Genomic DNA, 21,057 nt, shown 5'->3' on the forward strand with positions numbered 1-21,057 from the left:
TGCGGACCGAGCCGGTGACGGGTTGCTCGGATCGCATGGGAACTGGCCCGCTTCGTCCTCCCCTGATCTGTTCTGACTGTCGTCATGCGACCGATTGCCGGACCCATCGCGATAGCGCGTTCGCTGACAGAACGTACTACCAACTACGACGGCCGACAGTGTTGGTCGTGGATCTCAGGCCGATGCGCGAAACCGAAGTGTCCATGTGTTGCCGCCGTCGCCATGGTCAGTTCTCCGCACCGCCGTCGAATGACAACGCATGTGCGTTGCACCGCAGGAAGATTTATTCGCCTTCGTGGCGTCAATCGGCCCGGACCACGGCCAATGAGTGCAGAAGCAAGGTGATAGGCCGACGAATGTGTGACGCACGCCTTGCGTGTTGGTTGTCATCACACCGCAACCATCGAAGATCGTAAGCGGATTCCGGATCGTCGTGATCGCCGCGAACGATTTCGTCGGCCTGCGGCCGGCACGGCGACTTGCCGTGCCCCGGAGAATTCGTCCCCGACGGCTGCGACAGAAAGGGCTGCGTGTCTAATTGTTGCCGGAAAATCGTCGGCATCGACTGTCAAGAGCGCTGATTGAAGCACTAGCCTTTGGGAGACGCGCCTGGATGAGTCTGGCTCAAGACCGCCCGCGAACGAAAGCTGCGGCTGCCCTCACTGACCTTCTCTCGGGAAGCGACGATCCAGTGACGCGCGGATTGCGGCAGGCTGTCAAGCGCATGGCCGGCATCGGCGTGTTCAGCGGCGTCATCAACGTCCTGATGCTTTCCGGCTCCGTCTATATGATGCAGGTCAACGACCGCGTGGTTCCCAGCAAGAACCTGGCGACGCTGATCGGCCTCTCGGTCATGATTCTGGCCGTCTACGTCATCCAGGGCTATTTCGACGCGTTGCGCACGCGCATGCTGTGTCGTGTCGCGACCGTGTTCGACGCAAGCTTGCAGGACGCCATTCACCACGCGCTGGCCACGCTGCCCCTGCGCGGCACCAAGCCGATGCTGATGCAGCAGCCGCTGCGCGATCTCGACCAGCTCCGCGCCTTCATGTCGAGCATGGGACCGACCGCCTTTCTCGACATGCCCTGGATTCCGATCTTCCTGATCGGCATGTTCCTGTTTCATCCACTGATCGGCATCACTGCCGTTCTCGGCACGGTGGCGATCGTCTCGATGACGCTCGTGACGGAACGATTGTCGCGGCAGGCGAGCAAATCCGCCAGCGACACCAGCGCTGCGCGCCAGGTTCTCGCCGATGCCACTCAGCGCAATGCCGAGGTGATTCGCGCGCTCGGGATGCTGGATCGCTTTTCGGCGCGCTGGAACGCCGTCAACGAGCGCTATCTCAAGGACAATATTCGCGCGAGCGACGTCTACGCCAATCTCGGCGCGGCCGCGAAGGTGCTGCGTTTCATGTTGCAGTCGGGCATGCTCGGGATCGGCGCCGCGCTCGTCGTCTCCGAGCAGGCGTCCGGCGGCGTCATGATGGCGTCGTCGATCCTCATGGGCCGCGCGCTCGCGCCGGTGGAGATCGCGCTCGGCAGCTGGAAGCAGCTGGTCGCCGCGCGCCAGGGCATCGTGCGCCTGCGCGACATCTGCAGAGCGACCGCCAGGCCGGAAGCGCCGCCGGTGGCGCTGCCACGCCCGTTCCGCGAGCTGGCCGTCCAGGAGCTGACCGTTGCAGCACCGGGCACGGACCGCCCGATCGTTCACAACGTGTCGTTCTCCATCAAGGCGGGCACGGGCCTCGCGCTGCTCGGCGCGAGCGCCTCCGGGAAAACCTCGCTGTCGAAGGCGCTGGTCGGCATCTGGCCCGCCGTGCAGGGAACGGTCCGGCTTGATGGTGCCGCGCTGGACCAGTGGAGCAACGAGGATCTCGGTCGCCACATCGGCTATCTGCCGCAGGACGTTGCCCTGTTCGACGGCAGCATTGCCGACAACATCTGCCGCTTCGACGAGAATGCGAGCTCGGATGCCATCCTGAAGGCGGCGCAGATCGCCGGCGTGCACGACATCATCCTGCGGCTGCCGGAAGGCTACTCGACGCGAATCGGCCAGGGCGGCATGTCGCTATCGGCCGGTCAGCGCCAGCGCGTCGGTCTTGCCCGCGCGGTGTATGGCGATCCGTTCCTGATCGTCCTCGACGAGCCGAATGCGAATCTGGACACCGACGGCGAGAATGCGCTCAGCCGCGCCATTCAGATCATGCGACAGCAGAATCAGAGCATCGTCATCGTCATCTCGCATCGCCCGAGCGCTCTGAATGCGCTCAACATGGCGCTGGTGCTCTTCGAGGGCAAGGCGATCGCATTCGGTCCCTGTCAGGAAATCTTTGCCCGCGTCGCCGGCGCCAAGGCTCCTGCTGGACCAGCGGTCACGCACGCCACCGCTGCACCCAGGGTTGCCGCTCCGGTCGCAGCGCCAAATCCGAACGCCCGAACGCTTCGTCGCGCCGCCCCAGCAGAAAGCGCTTGATCCATGAAACACATCAACGACTTCAGGCCCTTTGACGACGAAGACTATGTGCGTCCCAAGACCCGCGCCGTCGGTCCGCAGGGCGACGCTCTGATCCTCGAGCTGCAACGGTTGCAAGGCGCGTTCGACGACGGCTCGGACGAAGACCCGCGGCAGCGCCGCGGCTCGCGCGACGGGAAGAAGCGTCGGCGCCCGCCGCCATCGCAAGTCAGGCCCAAGCCGCGCAAGAAGAAAGGCAGCACGATGGGCCGCGCCATCGGTGCGTCGTTGTCGCTGTTCGGTCTCGGCGGCCAAGCGCCGAGAGCACGCCGGGGTGAAGGCATCCGCGAGATGGACTGGCAGCAGCCGGTACCGACGCGCGGCTACGAGCCGGAGCTGTCTCCGCCGCCACGCCATGCGCCCGCGCGGATGCCGGGCAACAACAATTCCGCCGCCCTCGTCGATCTCAGGAATGCGCGGCGCGACGACGACTTCGGCGTTGCTCCGCGCACGATGGGACAGCAGAATCTGCCTGCCCGTCTCGCGCATGCGCCTGCCGTTCCGCAAACCGGCGTCCGCCGCCTCGTCGGCACCGCCGGCACGGCCTTGACGACCGGCATGACCTTCATCGCCACGCAGGGAACGGCGGCGGATCTCGACGACGGCTCGGACGAATCGCTCGTCCCGCGCGTCGGCCGCATGTTCGAGAACGAATTGCGGCTCGGCCTGCGTGTGCTGCTCGTGGCGGGGGTTCTCGGCGGAGGCTGGCTGACTTTGGTGCCGCTGGCCGGCGCGATCGTGGTGCCCGGCAATCTCGTGGTGCAATCCAACGTCAAGGCGATCCAGCATCCCACCGGCGGCATCGTCGCGGAGATCAAGGTCGACAATGGCAAGCGTGTGGCTGCCGGCGATCTGCTCGTGCGGCTCGACGCGACTCAGAGCCAGGCCCAGTTGCAGTCGATCACCAAGCAGCTGAACGAGCAGCGCGCCAAGATTGCCCGCCTCTCCGCCGAACGCGACGGTCTCGATCAGCCGGACTACCCGACCACGCTGACGTCGCGCCCGGACGATCCTCACGTTCGTGCGGTGATCGCCTCGGAGAACGCGCTGTTCAAGGCCCGTGCGGTCACGCGCAGGAGCCAGAAGGAGCTGCTGCAGGGACGCATCGTCCAGCTCAACAACGAGATCAGCGGCATGGAAGCCCAGCTCGATTCGAAGGGCAAGCAGATCGACCTGATCAAGGGCGAGCTCGCCGGCGTGCAGGATCTCTATGACAAGCGCCTCGTTCCGTTGACGCGACTGACGACGCTGCAGCGGGAAGCCGCCCGGATCGATGGCGAGCGCGGCCAGCTGGTGTCCAGCGTCGCGGAGACCAGGTCAAAGATCAGCGAAGCCGAGCTGCAGACGGTCAAGATCGACCAGGATTTCCGCAGCGAGGTGGTCAAGGATCTCAGCGAGGCGCAGGCCAAGGAAGGCGATCTGGTCGAGAAGGGCGTCGCCGCGCGCGACCAGCTGGACCGCATCGAGATGCGCGCACCGAACTCCGGCACCATCCATCAGCTCGCCGTTCACACCATCGGCGGCGTGATCAAGCCGGGCGAGACGATCATGGAGCTGGTTCCGGACTCCGACGAGCTGCAGGTCGAGGGGCATGTGCAGCCCAAGGACATCGATCACGTGCACACCGGACAGGATGCGATGGTGCACTTCAATGCCTTCAACCAGCGCACCACACCGCAGGTGAGCGGCCAAGTCTCGTTCGTGTCGCCCGACATCACCAACGACCCGCGGACGGGCTCGACCTTCTACACGGTCAGGATCACGCTGTCGGACGAGGAGCGGAAGCGACTCGGCGGCGTCAATCTGATGCCCGGCATGCAGGCCGAAGTCTACGTCCAGACCGGCAGCCGGACGATGCTCAGCTATCTGATGAAGCCGGTTCTCGATCAGTGGCGCCGCGCCTTCGTGGAGTAATAAGGCCGAACAGGCGCGGTCTGCGACCTCCTTCGAGGCCTGCAAACCGCGTCGGCCAGTCAAGATGAACGTTGCAAATTTTTCCCGCACCTCGGATCCGACGATGGTGCCGACGATTGCGATGCCGTCAGCCGACGCCCGACCGGGCGTACGAACAGACGCGGCCGCTCGCCTGGACCGGCCTCGGCTGCCGCCGCCATCGACGGTGCCGACCCAAGAGGGACCGCAGGGACTTCGATTCGATTTCAACGACGGCTGCCGCGTCATGCTGCCCGACAACGGGCCGGCCTGGCGCGTCCGCCTGAGCGATCTCGAAACCGCCAACGTCCTGTTCGACATCGATCTGCGTTCGGGGCACGTCAACAGCAGCAAGCGCTATTTCATTCCGTTCAGGCTCGAGGTCTGGTCGGAGGACGAGCTTCTGCTGCGCCATGACTACGACGCCAGCGGGCGCGACGTCCTGATCCAGCTTCCCGTCGGCACGATCGGCGACGTCATCGGCTGGATGAGCTACGCAGAGAAGTTCAAGGCGCTGCATCAGTGCCGTCTCACTTGCGCGATGGGCGAGACACTGATCCCGCTGTTCCGCAACGCCTACCCTGACATCACCTTCGTCACCCACGAAATGATCCAGGCGGAACGCTATTATGCCACCTACTCCGTCGGCCTGTTCTTCGACGATGCCGACCTGGTCTATCATCCCTGCGACTTCCGCAAGGTCGGCCTGCATCGCGTCGCAGCCCATATTCTCGGCGTCGATCCCACCGAACGGCCGCCGCGCGTCGCGCTCAGCGAGGACAGCCGTCCGATCGCGGAGCCCTATGTCTGCATCGCGGTACAGGCGACGACTCAATGCAAGCACTGGAACAATCCGAATGGCTGGGACAGCATCGTCGCCTTCCTCAGGACCGCCGGCTACCGCGTCATCTGCATTGACCAGAAAGCGGAAAGCAGTCGTGGCGCCTACCGGACCCGAATTCCCGAGGAGGCTGAGGATCAGACCGGTGACCGTCCGCTTACGGAGCGCGCCCGCTGGCTGAGGCACGCTGCGTGCTTCATCGGTCTCTCCTCCGGCCTGTCGTGGCTCGCCTGGGCCGTCGGCACGCCGGTCGTGCTGATCAGCGGCTTCACCGATCCTTCCAACGAATTCGCGACGCCCTATCGCATCATCAACCGTCACGCCTGCAACAGCTGCTGGAATGACGCGCGTCATCGCTTCGATCATGAAGACGCGCTCTGGTGCCCGCGATGGAAGGGCACGCCGCGGCAGTTCGAATGCACCCGCCTGATCAAGGCCGAGCACGTCGAGGCGATCTTGCGCAGCATCCCCGGCTTCGGACAAGGATTGAGCCAGCAAACGCGCCCGCAAGCCTCGGCCGCGCAGCAGGCCGCACCGGCCCGGCCGGACGATCCGGCTTTTGCAGCAGGCTCTCAGGCGGCTTCAGCCGGCGGTGACGAGCCGATCGCGCTCGCGGCGCTGTTGGCTCGGCCGCGCGGTGACGTTGTCCGTGGCGGCCTCGCCATTGGCGTGACGGTCGCCGCGGGACGGCTGTTGGACCAGGCCGCAGCTCAGATCGCAGAAGGTGATCGCAGCGCAACGGCCGGCGATCTGATCAGCGCGATGCAGAACTACAGGCAGAGCATCGAGATCGTCAGGCACCTGACCCAGGCCGAACCCGACAATGGCGGCTTTCAGCGCAACCTCTCGGTCGCGTTGAACCGGATCGGCGCCGTGCTGTTCGTTCAGCGAAATCTTCCGGGTGCCTATGCCGCCTATTCCGCGGGCCTTGCAATCATCCAGAAGCTGACCGCCGCGCATCGCGGCCATCTTGGCTTTCAACGCGATCTCGCCTGGTGCCACGCGCTGCTCGCAGACGTGCTCGCCGCCCAGGGCCGCCATGCCGAGGCCTTCGAGCATCGCCGCTCCAACGCGGCGCTGATCACCCAACTCGCCAACACCGCTCCAGATGATTCGTCTTTGCAGCAATCGCTCGCCACGTCCTACCAGAGCCTGGGCGATGCCTTCGTTCCCCTCGGCAACATCGATGGCGCGCTGACCGTCTACCGGGTCAGCCTCGGCCTGACCAAGCGCGGGCTCGACGCGAACGGGCAGGATCCGGCCTGGAATCAGCTCTACAATACCCTGCTGCAGAAGATCCGGACCGCGTTGCTGGCACAGCGGAAGACCACCACGCCGTCGTGAGACGGCATCGTATCCTCGATAGACATCATCCCCACCTGCTCGTGCGGTCGCACAGGCAACGCGCTTTCGCGTCGAACAGGCTTCACGCCGAACAGGACGTGAGCGCGACGCGACGGCCGCTGCCGCACTCGCTCTCCTGACGGCTTCAGAACCGGGGCATCGCCGGCAAGATACAGGCGACATCTTGACTGGAAGATGCAAAAGGCGTCAGATTGACGCACCCAGCATTTGCCCTTGACCCAATGCTTCAAGGACTTGGCGGCTGGTCCGGGCTGCACGGCAACACACGTGCCTTGCCACAACATCACCAGATTTGCGGACGGCCACACGCCTCTTTTGGCCTGATTGCTGCGACCAAATAGCACAGTGCGACATAACGGCGCACGCCTCGCGTCCATGACGACGCGCGGCATACGGCCTCAGCAACGACGATGCCGACCGTATCGTCGAGCCAGTCTCGTATCGGGGCCATCGAGCGTCGGATGAATTTGGAGAGATGATCCATGGCGAATAACACCTTCAATCCGACGGCGCTGGCCAACGGAACGTCGAACCTGCTGGTGCGCGCCTCAGCGCTCAACATGTCGACCGACCTGGTCCAGGCCGGTGTGGTGTTCAACGATGCGGTTCGCGCATCACTCGGCCTGTTCACGCAGGCCGGCAGTGGCAACTCCAATCCATTCCTTGGCAGCTATACGACCGATCTGCACGCGGTGCAGAACGACATCGCGGCGATGCTCGCCAATGCCGGACAGGTGACGCTCGGCGGCCAAGCCTTCACGCTGAACGCCACCGACACCGCCGTTCTCACCAACGTGCAGGCTCAGATCTCGACATTGCTCACGGCCGCCCAGCAGACCACGAACGCCGCGACGATCTCCGCGGCCGACCAGACGCTGCACGCGGTCCAGCAAGAGATCCTGCAGGAGATCAATGGCGACGCGCATCTCTCCGGCGCGCTGAACAAGGTGAACTTCCTCGCCAACACCGGCGGCCAGGACGTCGCCTTCCAGAATTCGCCGGCCGGCGCCGACGATGCGGCGACCCTGGCCGCCGCGACGGCAGGCAACACGCTCAAGGACGTCGGCCTCGTCTTCAACAAGGTAGTCGAACTGGCGTCCGGCGGCATCCACACCGGCAACCTGCAGGAGGTCACGACCGACCTGACCGCGATCTCGCAGGGCCTGACCAACATCCTGAACAACAAGACCCAGCTCGCGCAGATCGAAAATGGCGAGACGGCCAACGCGGCTGCGCTGACCACGGTTCATCTGCAGACCGTGCTCGGACAGATCAACCTCGAGCTCAATCAGTATGCCAAGGCCGAGACGACCGGCAATCAGGCAGCGCTGCGCGGCACGGCCGACAATCTGCTCGACAGCATCGACATCATCCAGGGCGATGCCAATCTGAACATGGCCGCCGGTGGCAACGGCATGGCGGGCCATGCCGGCGGCTTCGCCGAGGATCCGGGCGGATTGACCGGAACCGTGACCAAATTTCAGGACAATCAGGCGCAGACCAATTTCTGGGCCGCATTCCTGGCCGAGGCCAACACGATCAACGCCACGCTGCAGAAGATTTCGACCGGCGGCGCGCAGGCCAGCGCGGCTCTCGTCACGCAGATTCAGAACTATCAGCAGTTCGGTGCCAATTTCGACGCGGCCCAGGGCAACGTCTTTCGCGGACGCTTCGACAATGAGCTGCTCAGCGGCACGCTGGAAGCCGACTCGGCGGCTGCAGTGAAGGGCTTGCAGGGCATTCTCAACGGCGACACCGGCGCGGCGCTGGCTGCCGACAAGGCGATGCTCGCCGCGGCCGGCCAGGGCTTTGCCGCCGACGCGATGGACGTGTCGGGCAACAACATCGCGATCGGCGGCGCCACCTATGTCGGCTCGGCGACCACGGTGTCGACGGCCACCTCGGTTCACGGCCTCGCCCAGGGCACGATCCCGGTCACCGCAACTCCCAACCTCGCCAACGGCACCGGCGGCACGAGCACGACGCCGCCCTCCACCGGCGGCGGGACGGGCACCGGCGGAATGCATACGACTCCCGTCAATTTCAGTCCGACGGCGCTGGCCAACGGCACCTCGAACCTCCTGACTCGCGCCACGGCCATTCAGCATTCGACCGACCTCGTGCAGGCCGGCGTCGTATTCAACGATGCAGTACGAGCCTCGCTCGGCCTGTTCAGCCTCGCCAACAGCGGCAACTCGCCGACCTTCCTCAGCAGCTATCAGGCGGACATCACGGCGGTGCAGACCGACATCGCGGCGATGCTCGCCAATCCGGGCCAGGTCACGCTCGGCGGACAGACATTCGCGCTGAATGCGACCGACACCGCGGTCCTCACCAATGTCGAGGCTCAACTCGGCACGCTGCTGCAGGCAGCCGGGCAGTTTGCCAACGCGACGACCCAGGCCGCCGCGAGCCAGACGATCCATGCGCTGCAGCAGGAGATCCTGGGGGAGATCCACAACGACGCGCATCTGGCGAACGCGTTGAACAACGTGCCCTTCCTCGCCAATACCGGCGGTCAGGACATCGCCTTCCAGACGTCACCGGCGGGTGCCGACGATCCGGCAAGCCTCGCGGCAGCCACCGCAGGCAACAGCCTGAAGGACGTCGGCCTCGTCTTCAACAAGGTCGTCGAGCTCGCATCCGGCGGCATCGATGCCGCCCATCTGCAGGAGATCAACACCGATCTCACCGCCGTTTCTCAAGGCCTCACGGCGATCCTCAACAACAAGACGCAGCTCGCGCAGATCGAAGCCGGCGAGACCGCAAATGCCGCAGCGCTCACCACCATCCACCTGCAGACCGCGCTCGGCCAGATCAACCTGCAGCTCAACAAATATGATGCGGCCGCGACCACGGGCAACCAGGCTGCGCTGCGCGGCACGGCCGACAATCTGCTCGACATCATCGACATCGTTCAGGGCGACACCAACCTCAACATGGCCGCGGGCGGCAACGGCAATGCGGGTCACTCCGGCGGCTTCGCCGAGGATCCGGGCGGGCTGACCGGCACCGTCACCAGGTTCCAGGACAATCAGGCGCAGACCAATTTCTGGGCCGCATTCCTGGCCGAGGCCAACACGATCAACGCGACCCTGCAGAAGATCTCGACCGGCGGAGCGCAGGCCAGCGCGGCTCTCATCACGCAGATCCAGAACTATCAGCAGTTCGGCGCCAATTTCGACGCCGCCCAGGGCGCCGTGTTCCAGGGCCGCTTCGACAACGAGCTGCTCAGCGGCACGCTGGAGGCCGATACGTCCGCCGCAGTGAAGGGCCTGCAGGGCATCCTCAACGGTGATACCGGCGCTGCGCTCGCCGCCGACAAGGCGATGCTCGCCGCAGCCGGCCAGGGCTTCGCGGCCGACGCGATGGACGTGTCAGGCAACAACATCCCTGTCAATGGCGGCACCTATGTGGGGACCGCAACGACCGTCTCGGCAGCAACCTCGATCAAGGGCACCGCGCACGGCACCATCCCGGTCACGGCCACACCGAACCTCGCCAACGGCACCGGGGGCACGGCGGCGGCAGGAACGACCGCGGCGGGCGGCGCTGCTGCCGGTGGAACGGCGGCGAACGGCGGTACGTCTGCCGGCGCCACTGCGGGGCAGACCGGCGGCACATCGACGGGCACCACCGCGGCAAACAACGGCAGCAACAACGCGCACCACGGCGATCATCATCACCATCACGACCACCTCAGCCAGGCCACGCATACGAGCCAGGCCGCAGCTGTCGGTCCCGACATGTCGCATCTCCACGCGATGCATCACATGTGGGCCTGACGCAGCCGGATGGATCAACCGCACCCGCAGCGGCAACGACATCCCTGGAAGCACCAGACCGAGCCTGTCACTCGCTGGTGCTCTCCGTGGACAAGCGAGCGTCAACGCTCAGAGGAAGTACGACCGCAAATGTCCGAGGGAGAGCCCGCAAGATTCGCGAAGATGCATGTTCCATTCCGCGCCAAGTGCGCACGTCACGTTGGAACTTTTCTAAGGAGAGCCCGGACGACAGTCGCAAGATCGGGGCAACTTCTTGTCTGGACGGTGCGTCGAAGCGTCGCCCGATGAGAACGTTGCAGAGATGCCACGACGGAAATCAAGGAGTTAGAATGTTTCCAAGCGTTGCCGTGACACGCCTGCGACACTGAGCGCTTGCCCGAACAACATCATATTTGGGGACTCTGCGGCGCTTCTTTTGGCCCCATTGGAGCAAATAATTCCCAGGTGCTCTGAGGCTGCGACATTTCGCCCGCTCCGCGAAGGGGTGAACGAGACATCGCAGCCCGATCAACGCCCGCGTGCTGCCGAACCGCCAAGCAGCAGACGCCGGGTTGAAACTTGGGGAGATGATCTAATGGCAGCCAATACCTTCAACCCGACGGCGCTGGCGAATGGCACGTCCAACCTGCTGGTTCGCGCCTCGGCGCTCAATCTGTCGACCGACCTCGTGCAGGCCGGCGTCGTGTTCAACGATGCCGTTCGCATCTCGACCGGCCTGTGGTCGACGCCACAGAACAGCGGCAACTCCAACCCATTCCTCGGCAGCTACACCACCGACCTGCATGCCGTGCAGAACGACATCAACGCGATGCTGGCCAATCCCGGCCAGGTCACGATCGGCGGTCAGGCGTTCACGCTCAACGCAACCGACACCGCGGTGCTCACCCAGGTTTCGAACGAAATCACGACGCTGATCAACGCGGCGCCGCTGACGACCAATCCTGCGACGCTCGCCGAGGCCGACCAGACCATCCACAACGTTCAGATGCAGATCCTGGCGCAGATCCAGGGCGACGCGCATCTTTCGGCCGCGCTCAACAACGTTCCCTTCCTGGCCAACACCGGCGCCATGGACGTGGCGTTCCAGAGCATGCCCGCCGGCAACGACAGCGCCACCAATCTCGCTGCAGCGGCAGCCGGCGACCTGACCGCCATCGGAACGGTGTTCAATGCCGCCGCCGACCTTTCGCTGGGCGGCATGAGCGCCAACAACATCAATCAGATCCAGGCGGACTTCACGGCCATCACGCAGGGCCTGCAAAACATCCTGAATGACCCGGCGAAGCTGGCCGCGATTGAAGCGGGCGAAACCTCCGTCGCTGCGCAGACGACGACGCTCCATCTGATGACGATCCTCAGCCAGGCCAACCTGCAGCTGAACAACTACAACGTCGCCGAGACGATGGCCAATCCGACGGCGCTGCGCGGTTCGGCCGACAACATCGTCGACATGATCGACGTGTTTCAGAACGACGAGGCGCTCAACAAGGCGGCGGGCGGCACCGGCGCGCCCGGTCACATTGGCGGGTTCTCCGAAATGCCGGGCGGCCTGACCGGAACAGTTACGAGGTTCCAGGACAATCAGGCGCAGACCAATTTCTGGGCCAACTTCCTCGCCGAGGGCAACACGCTTGGTGCGAAGCTGGTTGCGGTCGCCAACGGAACGATGACGGCGTCGCAGGCCCTGATCGACCAGATCACGAACTATCAGAACTTCGGCGCCGCGTTCGACATGGCGCAGGGGGCGGTGTTCAAGGGACGGTTCGACGACGAGCTCGTCGCCGGCGCTCTGCAGTCCGACACCACCATGGCCACGAAGGCGCTGATGGGAATCATGAACGGCGACACGGGCGCGGCCCTGGCGACCGATCAGGCGATGTTGAAGGCTGCGGCCGCGAACTACATCGGCAATGCCGGAGACATCGCGGGCAACAACATCGCAATCGGCGGCTCTGACTACGTGACCTCAGCGACGAGCTTCGTGACGGCGACGGCGGTCAATGGCATCGCCCAGGGCACCGGCATGCCGGCGGGCGCCAACCCGAACATCGCCAACGGCACTGGCGGAGCGGCCGCCGCCCCGACCACGCCGGCGCCCACCACACCCGCGCCGACCACTCCTGCTCCGACGACACCGGCGCCGACGACCCCGGCCCCCACCACGCCGGCCCCGACCACCGGGGGCGGAACGAACACCAACACGACGCATCACCACCACTGCCACAACAGTCACCACACGGCGACCGCGGCGACGGCAGGCACGGCTGCTGCTGCAGCGGCGGGCACGGCGGCCGCAGCCACCACGGTTCCCGACATGTCGCATCACCACGCGATGCATCACATGTGGGGCTGACGCTCCAACACCACGAGCGATCAAAGCCGGTGCAGACCCTTCGGTCTGCGCCGGCTTCGTTGTTTCCCGGCAGGAGCCGGCGATTGCGCGAAGGACCTTCGCAACTCCGGGCGTCACGTGACCGCGAAAGTGCTCCGACCGATCGCGACCGACGCTCCGCCAAGCCTCCGTTTCGCTTCATTCCGCCACGACAACTGCTTCCGTCGAACAATCAGTAAGTTGTGATCATGAACGAGCCAGCACTCGCCTTCCGTCCCCGACTCGTCTCCGCATCGACCAACTCCGGCGCACCACTCCCCTCTCCGATCGATGGTCGCGCTCTGCAGGTTGCCGAGGAGGCCTATCGCAAGGTGCTTGCTCTTCAGCCCAAGCATTTCCGCACCCTGTGCAGCCTTGCGACCGTCCGCCTGCAACTCGGTGACGCGCAGGAGGCACGAACCCTGCTGGACCGAGCCGCCGACGCCGCGGGCGATTCGGCAGACCTGCACGTGATGCTCGGAAAGGCGTTCGCCGGCCTGGGTGATCTGGCCAAGGCGACCTCGCATTTCGCGCGTGCCGCCGCGCTCGATGAGTCCTCGATCGAACCCCGCCTGCTGCTAGGCGGCGCATTGTACGGCCTCGGAGATCCCGCAGCAGCCGTCCGGCACCTCGAAGCCGCGCTTGCCATCGACGGCACGAACCCGGATCTCCACCAGGCGCTCGGCCTCGCCCTGCAACGGCTCGGCCAGTTCGAGAGGGCGATCTCGCATCATGGGGCGGCGCTTGCGGCGAGGCCGCAATTTGCCGCAGCAGCCGGCAGCCTCGGTGATGCCTGCCGGCAGCTCGGCCGCCATTCCGAAGCGATCGCACACTATACTCGCGCGCTCGCCATCGAGCCCAACGTGCCGACGGTGCTGCTCAATCTCGGCGGCTGTCATCAGGCGATGGGCGAAACGAGCGCCGCCATTCGCAGCCTGCAGCAGGCACTCGCATTGAGTCCTCATCTTGCCGAGGCGCACTATAATCTCGGCAATATCCATCTCGACATGAAGAGCTGGCCGGGCGCGATTTTCCACTATGAGCGCGCCCTCGCCGAGCGGCCGGACTTCCCGGAAGCGCATAACAATCTCGCCAATGCGCTGGAATCGTCGGGCCGGCACGAAGAGGCCCTCTCCCATTACGACGAGGCGCTGCGGCTGCGGCCCGACTACGCCATCGCCCACCGCAATCGCGCCGACTCGCTGCGGAACGTGCAGCGATATGACGAGGCGATCGTCGGGTATCAGGCGGCTCTTGCGCACGATCCGCGCGACACCACGACCATGAACCATCTCGCGGGCGTCCTGACGATCGTGGGCAGGCTCGATGAAGCGGGACGCGCCTACGAATCTGCCCTGGCAGTCAACCCGCGCAGCATCGGCACTCACCTCAACTACAGCGTGGTCAAGCCGTTCGCGGTCGACGATGCCCGCTGGGCGCCGCTGCAGGAGCTGGCCGCAAGCGCGGAGACACTCACCGAGGACGCTCGCATCGCCCTGCATTTCACGCTGGGGCGCGCCTATGCCGACGTCAAGGACGGTGAACGGTCGCTGCTGCATCTCAATGCCGGCAACAGCCTCGAGCGCCGCCGCATCAACTATGACGAGAACCAGGCGCTGCGCCAGATCGAGCGCGTTCGCACCGTATTCTCCAAGGCCATGCTGCAGGCGCGTGCCGGTCACGGCGATCCGTCGGACGCGCCCGTGTTCGTGATCGGCATGCCGCGTTCCGGCACCAGCCTGGTCGAGCAGCTCCTGGCCAGCCATCCGGCCGTGCATGGCGCAGGCGAGGTCAACTACTTCGCGGCGGCTGCCGGGCTGTTCACCGACCGTGCCCGCGGCGACTACCCGGAGATGCTCGCCAAACTGTCCGATGCCGATATCGCGAGCCTCGCACGCGCTTATCGCGAGCGGTTCACGGGCCTGCCGGCCGGCGTCCGGCGTTTGGTCGACAAGATGCCGTCGAACTTCCTGTTCGCAGGGCTCATCCATCTGGCGCTGCCGAATGCACGCATCATTCACGTCCGGCGCAATCCGATCGACACCTGCCTGTCCTGCTATACTCAGCTGTTCGCCGAGCCGCAGCCCTTCGCCTACGATCTCGGCGAGCTCGGGCGCTACTACCGGGCCTACGATGCGCTGATGAGCCATTGGCGCGCGGTGCTGCCGGACGGCGTCATGCTGGAGGTGGCGTATGAGGACATGGTGCGCGACTTCGATGCACATGCCCGCAAGATCGTCGCGCATTGTAGGCTCGATTGGGATGACTCCTGCCTGTCGTTTCACGAGAACGGACGCCCGGTGAACACCGCAAGCCTCGTCCAGGTCCGCAAGCCGCTGTTCTCCGGCTCGGTCGGCCGCTGGCGGATGTATGGCGACCGGCTGAAGCCGCTGCTCGATGCGCTCGGAACCGAGGCGCTGCGGCCGACGATCGCCGAGGCCATCGCCGGCATCAAGCAGCCGCAGCCCGTCAACGTCGCCCCGCCGGTGGTCACGCCGACGACGGATTCGCGCCCCTTCGACGCCACGCGGCTCGCCTCGCTTCAGACGCTGGCCGACGGCGTGGTCACCGTCGCCAAGAAGCTGCAGAGCCGCGGCGAACTCGGCGACGCCGAGCAGATCTTCAAGCTCATCCTGGCCGGCCAGCCGACCAATTTCGACGCCCTCGTCGGCCTCGGGATGATCTCGACCACCGCCAACCGGCTCGATGAGGCCAAGGACTACTTCGAGCGCGCGGTGGCGGTGAACGACAAATCCGCCGAGGCCCGTGGCAGCATCGGCGCCGTCGAGGCCTCGGCAGGCCGCTATGAGATCGCAGTGCAGCATTACGAGGCCGCGCTCGCGCTGGCGCCGAGCCATCCCGGCATCCTCTACGCCTTCGCCATGGTCCGGCAGAACCAGGGGCTGATCGACGAGGCGATAGCTCTCCTCAGGCGGGCGATCGACAACAAGCCGCAGCATCTCGACGCGCATTTTGCGCTCGGCAACCTGCTGTATACAGCCGGCAAGGACATCGAGGCGGCGCGCTGCTACCTGAAGGTCCTCGACTTCAGCCCGGAGCACGCCGAGACCCACAACAACATCGCCAACGTGCTGCTGCGCCAGGGCCACCGCGAGCGCGCCATCGAGCACTACAAGCGGGCGATCGCGAGCCGGCCCGATTATGCCGACGCCTACGGCAACCTCGGCAATGCCTATCTCGAGCTCAACAGGCTCGAGGAATCGATCGAGCAGAACCTCCTGGCCATCAAGATCAAGCCGGAGCGCTTCGGCTCCTACAACAATCTCGGCGTCGCCTATCAGGCGCTCGGCCGTTTCGAGGAGGCGACCGCAGCTTTCCAGAAGGCGCTGGAGCTGGCTCCCGACGACGCGTCGATCCACCTCAATCTCGCAAACATGTCGAAGTTCAAGCCGGACGACAGCCGGCTGCCGAGCCTGCAGCGGCTGCTCGAACGCGCCGATCAGCTCGACCAGGAGAAGCAGATCGCCGCGCATTTCGCGATGGGCAAGGCGCTGTCTGATCTGAAGGACTACGACGGATCCTTCTCGCATCTGCAAAAGGCCAACACGCTCAAGCGCAAGAGCATGGACTACGACCATGAGCAGCGGCTCGGCATGATGCGCAATGTCGCCAGCCGTTTCACGCCGGAGTTCTTCCGCTCGGTGGCGGGCCAAGGCGACGAGTCCTGGGCTCCGATCTTCATCGTCGGCATGCCGCGCTCGGGAACGACGCTGATGGAGCAGGTGCTGGCCAGCCATTCCAAGGTCTTCGGCGCGGGCGAGCTCGAGACGTTCAAGGAGCTGGTCGGAGAATCCGCCAGCCGGCAGAAGCTCGTTCCCGCCTATCCCGATCTGGTTGCGCTGCTGCCGCCCGAGGAGATGACGAAGCTCGGACAGGACTACACCACCCGCGTGCGGCCCCTGGCGCCGGCGGCCGAGCGCATCGTCGACAAGATGCCTCTGAATTTCCTGTTCGTCGGACTGATCCACGCCGCGTTCCCGCGCGCCAGGATCATCAATACCCGGCGCGACCCGCTCGACAATTGCGTGTCCTGCTATCAGTTGCTGTTCACCGGAGCCCAGCCCTTCGCCTACGACCTCACCGAGCTCGGCCAGTATTACCGCGGCTATGAGGGCGTGATGGAGCATTGGCACAAGGTGCTGCCGCCCGGCATCCTGATGGACGTCCAGTACGAGGATCTGGTCGATGATCTCGAAGGCGTCTCACGCCGGGTGCTCGACCATTGCGGCCTCGACTGGGAGGATGCCTGCCTCGATTTCCATCGCACCGAGCGCACGGTGCGCACCGCCAGCCTGATGCAGGTGCGCGAGCCCATCTACCGCCGCTCGATCGGAAGCTGGCGGCGCTACGAGAAGCATCTCGGGCCGTTGTGCGATGCGCTCGGGATCGAGGTTCCGCCGCCGGCGGAAGCGACCTGACCGCCGGCAAATAACCGGGTGCTGTTGCCCAGGGATCGGTGACAGGCGCGGCACCCGGCTATCCGGCCGCGCGGCGGAGCGGCATGCACATTGTGCGCGATCGGCTTTAAGAAATTATATTCGTCATATGCCAAGGCGTCAGTTTTACTACGCACGTGGGACAGCTAATTACACAAGCTAAAGTTGTGTCGCTCCCCGCAACTCAGGTTCACGCGAGTTGCGTTCGCAGATCGGTCAGATGGATCGCACTACGGCACCTGCGATTGATCCGCGCGACAGATGGACTGGTAGTTCGGCTCATTAGTTCGAGCCGCCCCGGCGAGTTGATGGCGCGAGACGTCACGGCCCGACCTCAACGCGATCACCGGCAACCGAAACAGGTGCGCCATCGCGACCGGCCGAGGGACTCGCGCGGCCGGCCGGGATCCTTTCGCCGAACTGCCGCCGACATCGAAGGCGAGATCTGCTGTCTTGCGAGCGCGAAACCCGCTCGGGCGCGCATTCTGACGGCGTTCCGGGGCCGCCCCGGGTTGTGAGGAACGACCAGCCGGCGCTTGACCTGGACGCCAAGGCTTGGTTTGACCCGATTTCGTCCGCCCGCCCCAACCGTGGAAGATCCCTGACCATGCGTATCACCCTCGTCGGCTCCCGCCATTTCGGTGTCGCCACGCTGAACATGTTGCGCGAGAGAGGAATCGAGATCGCGCGCGTGGTCGTGCACGATGGCGAGGACCGGCTTGCGGCGGCGGCACGCGCGGCCGGGATCGAGGTCGTGGTCCAGGCCAATCCGAAGGTGGTTCCGGCCGGCGAGATCGCCCCCGGCACGGATCTGATCGTCACGGCGCACAGCCACGCCCGCGTCACGCAGGAGGCGGTCGCCGCCGCCAGGCTCGGCGGCATCGGCTACCATCCCTCGCTGCTGCCGCGGCATCGGGGTATCGCCGCCGTGGAGTGGACGATCAAGGAAGGAGATCCGGTCGCAGGGGGCACGATCTATCACCTGGCCGAGCGCATGGACGCCGGCGCCATCGCCGCGCAGGATTGGTGCTTCGTCCGCAAGGGGGAGACGGCCCGCGAATTGTGGGAGCGCGCGCTGGCGCCGCTCGGCCTCAAGCTGCTCGGTGATGTCGTGGAATCAGCCAAGGCGACCGGCACCATTCCGGCCAAGCCGCAGGACGAGCAGTTTGCCACCAAGGCTCCCAGCATGATCCCGCATTGAGCGACAGACCACGCCTCGGTCGCTGCAAGCCCATCCTCGTGCCCCTGAGGGCTCCTGCTCCGCTGCGAACAATCGTGCAGTCAACGCAAGGCTGTGGCGCCGATCTGCTCATGCGGTGCGCGAGGGCGCAGTTTGCCCACAATGCCGCCCCGTTGGCTGAAAAGCGGGTTCCGCGTTAATCCTTAACGGGCTGAAATTGCTGAATAAAATCTGCTTGCGGCGATGCGGCAAACTTTCGTCACAATTTCTCCAAATAAGGTTCGTCATCAAAGACATTGAGGGACAACGATTCATGCGTCTCGACCGCATTGGAATGGCTTTCGTCGCGTCGATCCTGGCCGGCACCGCAACCGCCCCGGCTTTCGCCCAGTCGCCCTATGACGGCCAGTGGCAGGTCACCATCGTCACCAGCAGCGGCAGCTGCGAGCCTACGGCCAGCTCGACCCTGATCGTCGCAGACGGTAAGGTTTCTGCGGCCGGCGCCAATGTCACAGGTTCGATTGGGCGCGAAGGCCTGGTTAAGGTCTCCATCAATGGCGCATTCGCGAATGGTCAGCTCAACGGCAACTCCGGCTCGGGAAAATGGAACGGCGCGTCGGCAGGTATTCCTTGCAGCGGACGCTGGCAGGCATCACGCATGTAATGACCGGCCCGGTCTGAACGTGTCCAAGCGGCGGCTCTCGGTAGCCGCCGTTTTGATGTCGACGCTCCTGACAGCATCGCCCGGGCAGGCCGATCCGGGCCCTTTCACCGGCATGGCCGGAACCTGGGGCGGCAGCGGCACCGTAGCCCTCGAGGACGGGTCGACCGAGCGCATCCGCTGCCGGGCAAGCTACAGCGTGTCCGGACCAAGGATGAACCTGGTCCTGACCTGTGCGAGCGACGCCTACAAATTCGGTCTGCAGGCCGACGTCATCGCCGAGGGCGGGACCATTTCAGGCAGCTGGACCGAGACCAGCCGCGGCATCAGCGGGGTGCTGCAGGGGCGCGGCGGCAACGGCAGCTTCCAGCTCGTCGCGACCACGGCCGGCTTCAACGCCAACATCGCGCTCGCGACCCGCGGCAACCGGCAATCGGTGTCGATCCGTGCCGACAGCCAGTTCCGCGCAGCCAACATCTCGCTGTCGCGGTAATGGCGTTCAGGCGCGCTTGACGCTGGGGACCGGACCGCCGCTCGGAGCCGGAGCCAGTTGGGCCGCGGTTCGCTTGATGGTCTTGGCAACCAGCAGCGCCTGCTCGCGGGTCATGGCAAAATCCTGCACGCCCTTTTGGGTGGTCAGCGACAGCACCATGAGGTGAGGCTCGCGCTCCGGCCAGCCGGTGGCGAAGGCGGTCAGGAAGTCGGCTGAGGCGGCACGGTCGGTCATGTGTGAAAGCTGCCCTTGGCTGTTTCGCGGCGGTCGCTTTAGGACGAAACGCCGCCACACTCCATGTTTTTCTCGGCACATCGTCCGCGGCCTTCCGTGGCGGCGTTGATGCACTGCACCGTTGATTTCATTTGCATTGCTGTGCACGCGAGGTGATACAGCCGCTCTCGCCTCCTGCCCGCCCCCATTCGGCCTCATGCATCGCCCCGCTTCGAAACTGATGGCCGCGCTGTGGATGACCGGATGGCTCAGCCTCATGTTGGTGATGGCGGTGGCCGGGCGCGAAGCCATGCGCGAGCTCAACGTCTTCGAGCTGATGGAGCTGCGCTGTCTCATCGGCCTGGTGATGCTGTCGCCCGTCATCGCCCTCAGCGGCGGCTTTGCGACCCTGCGCACGACGCGGCTGAAGCAACATGCCGCCCGCAATCTGATCCACTACGGCGCGCAGCTCGGCTGGTTCTTCGCGCTCACCCTGATTCCGATCGGTCAGGTCGTGGCGATCGAGTTCACGATGCCGATCTGGACCGCCCTGCTCGCCGCGACCTTCCTCGGCGAGCGGATCACCCTGTTCAAGCTGGCGGCGATCGTGCTTGGACTGGTTGGCGTGGTGGTGATCGTGCGCCCCGATACCGGTGCGATCAATCCGGGCCAGCTGATTGCGCTGGCCGCCGCCGTCGGCTTCGGCATCTCGATCGCGCTGGTCAAGTTCCTGACCCGCACCGAGCCGACCGTGTCGATCATCTTCTGGATGCTGGCGGTGCAGTCGGTCGCCGGCCTCATTCCCACGCTGGTATGGTGGAGCTGGCCATCGGCGACCGGCTGGGGATGGATCGTCCTGGTCGCGCTCTGCGGTACCTTCTCGCACTTCTGCATGGCGCGCGCGATGCTCTACGCCGACGCCACGATCGTGATACCGATGGACTTCCTGCGCGTGCCGCTGACGGCGACGGTCGGCTGGCTGGTGTATTCGGAGCGCCTGGACGGTTTCACGGTGCTGGGCGCCGCGCTGATTCTGGCCGGGAACCTGTTGAACCTCCGGCCACCGCAGCCTCAACCCGTGCCGGTCAACACCTCGACGCAAAGCTGATCCAAGGTCTTCAGCGTCGTGCACGGCTGAATGTCTGTGATGTCTCTCACGGAACGGGTGAGATACACGTGTTCGGCGTTGGCTGCGCGCAACACTCGCGAACTGCTTTGTGGCGAAAGCGAGATTTTTTGTTTGG

Annotated in this window: 11 protein-coding genes; 10 read left to right on the forward strand and 1 reads right to left on the reverse strand. The window is 65.2% G+C overall.

Annotated elements, in window-relative coordinates; all coding sequences use genetic code 11:
• Positions 1-691 precede the first annotated feature (691 nt).
• The 9 genes from QXZ94_RS09690 to QXZ94_RS09730 all read left to right on the forward strand — a co-directional run bounded on the left by QXZ94_RS09690 (position 692) and on the right by QXZ94_RS09730 (position 19,600).
• Positions 692-2,476 (forward strand): type I secretion system permease/ATPase, encoded by a 1,785-nt coding sequence (locus QXZ94_RS09690; RefSeq protein ID WP_315720224.1) that lies wholly within the window; start codon positions 692-694, stop codon positions 2,474-2,476.
• A gap of 3 nt (positions 2,477-2,479) precedes the next feature.
• Complete coding sequence (locus QXZ94_RS09695) at positions 2,480-4,429, forward strand: HlyD family type I secretion periplasmic adaptor subunit (RefSeq protein ID WP_315720225.1); 1,950 nt, start codon at positions 2,480-2,482, stop codon at positions 4,427-4,429.
• Between the two features lie 121 nt (positions 4,430-4,550).
• Positions 4,551-6,632, forward strand: coding sequence for an autotransporter strand-loop-strand O-heptosyltransferase (locus QXZ94_RS09700; RefSeq protein WP_315726178.1), 2,082 nt, complete (start codon positions 4,551-4,553; stop codon positions 6,630-6,632).
• A gap of 503 nt (positions 6,633-7,135) precedes the next feature.
• A complete protein-coding gene (locus tag QXZ94_RS09705; protein WP_315720226.1) occupies positions 7,136-10,438 on the forward strand; it encodes a hypothetical protein in 3,303 nt (1,100 codons plus the stop codon).
• 574 nt (positions 10,439-11,012) lie between these two features.
• Positions 11,013-12,791, forward strand: a complete 1,779-nt coding sequence (locus QXZ94_RS09710; protein ID WP_315720227.1) for a hypothetical protein — start codon at positions 11,013-11,015, stop codon at positions 12,789-12,791.
• Positions 12,792-13,018: 227 nt separating this feature from the next.
• Complete coding sequence (locus tag QXZ94_RS09715) at positions 13,019-17,248, forward strand: sulfotransferase (RefSeq protein ID WP_315720228.1); 4,230 nt, start codon at positions 13,019-13,021, stop codon at positions 17,246-17,248.
• Between the two features lie 625 nt (positions 17,249-17,873).
• A complete protein-coding gene (locus QXZ94_RS09720) occupies positions 17,874-18,467 on the forward strand; it encodes a formyltransferase family protein (protein WP_315720229.1) in 594 nt (197 codons plus the stop codon).
• A gap of 292 nt (positions 18,468-18,759) precedes the next feature.
• On the forward strand, positions 18,760-19,110 hold the full coding sequence (locus tag QXZ94_RS09725; RefSeq protein ID WP_315726180.1) for a hypothetical protein: 351 nt from the start codon (positions 18,760-18,762) through the stop codon (positions 19,108-19,110).
• A gap of 55 nt (positions 19,111-19,165) precedes the next feature.
• A complete protein-coding gene (locus tag QXZ94_RS09730) occupies positions 19,166-19,600 on the forward strand; it encodes a hypothetical protein (protein ID WP_315720230.1) in 435 nt (144 codons plus the stop codon).
• 6 nt (positions 19,601-19,606) lie between these two features.
• Here the strand turns inward: QXZ94_RS09730 and QXZ94_RS09735 are convergent, their stop codons facing one another.
• Entirely contained in the window at positions 19,607-19,834 is a 228-nt protein-coding gene (locus QXZ94_RS09735; RefSeq protein WP_315720231.1) for a hypothetical protein, read from the reverse strand.
• A 196-nt stretch (positions 19,835-20,030) separates the two neighbouring features.
• Between QXZ94_RS09735 and QXZ94_RS09740 the strand changes: the two genes are divergently transcribed.
• Positions 20,031-20,921, forward strand: coding sequence for a DMT family transporter (locus QXZ94_RS09740; RefSeq protein ID WP_315720232.1), 891 nt, complete (start codon positions 20,031-20,033; stop codon positions 20,919-20,921).
• The last annotated feature ends 136 nt before the right edge of the window (positions 20,922-21,057 follow it).

Origin of the sequence: Bradyrhizobium sp. SZCCHNS2022 (assembly GCF_032377575.1) — a bacterium.
Lineage (GTDB): Bacteria > Pseudomonadota > Alphaproteobacteria > Rhizobiales > Xanthobacteraceae > Bradyrhizobium > Bradyrhizobium aeschynomenes.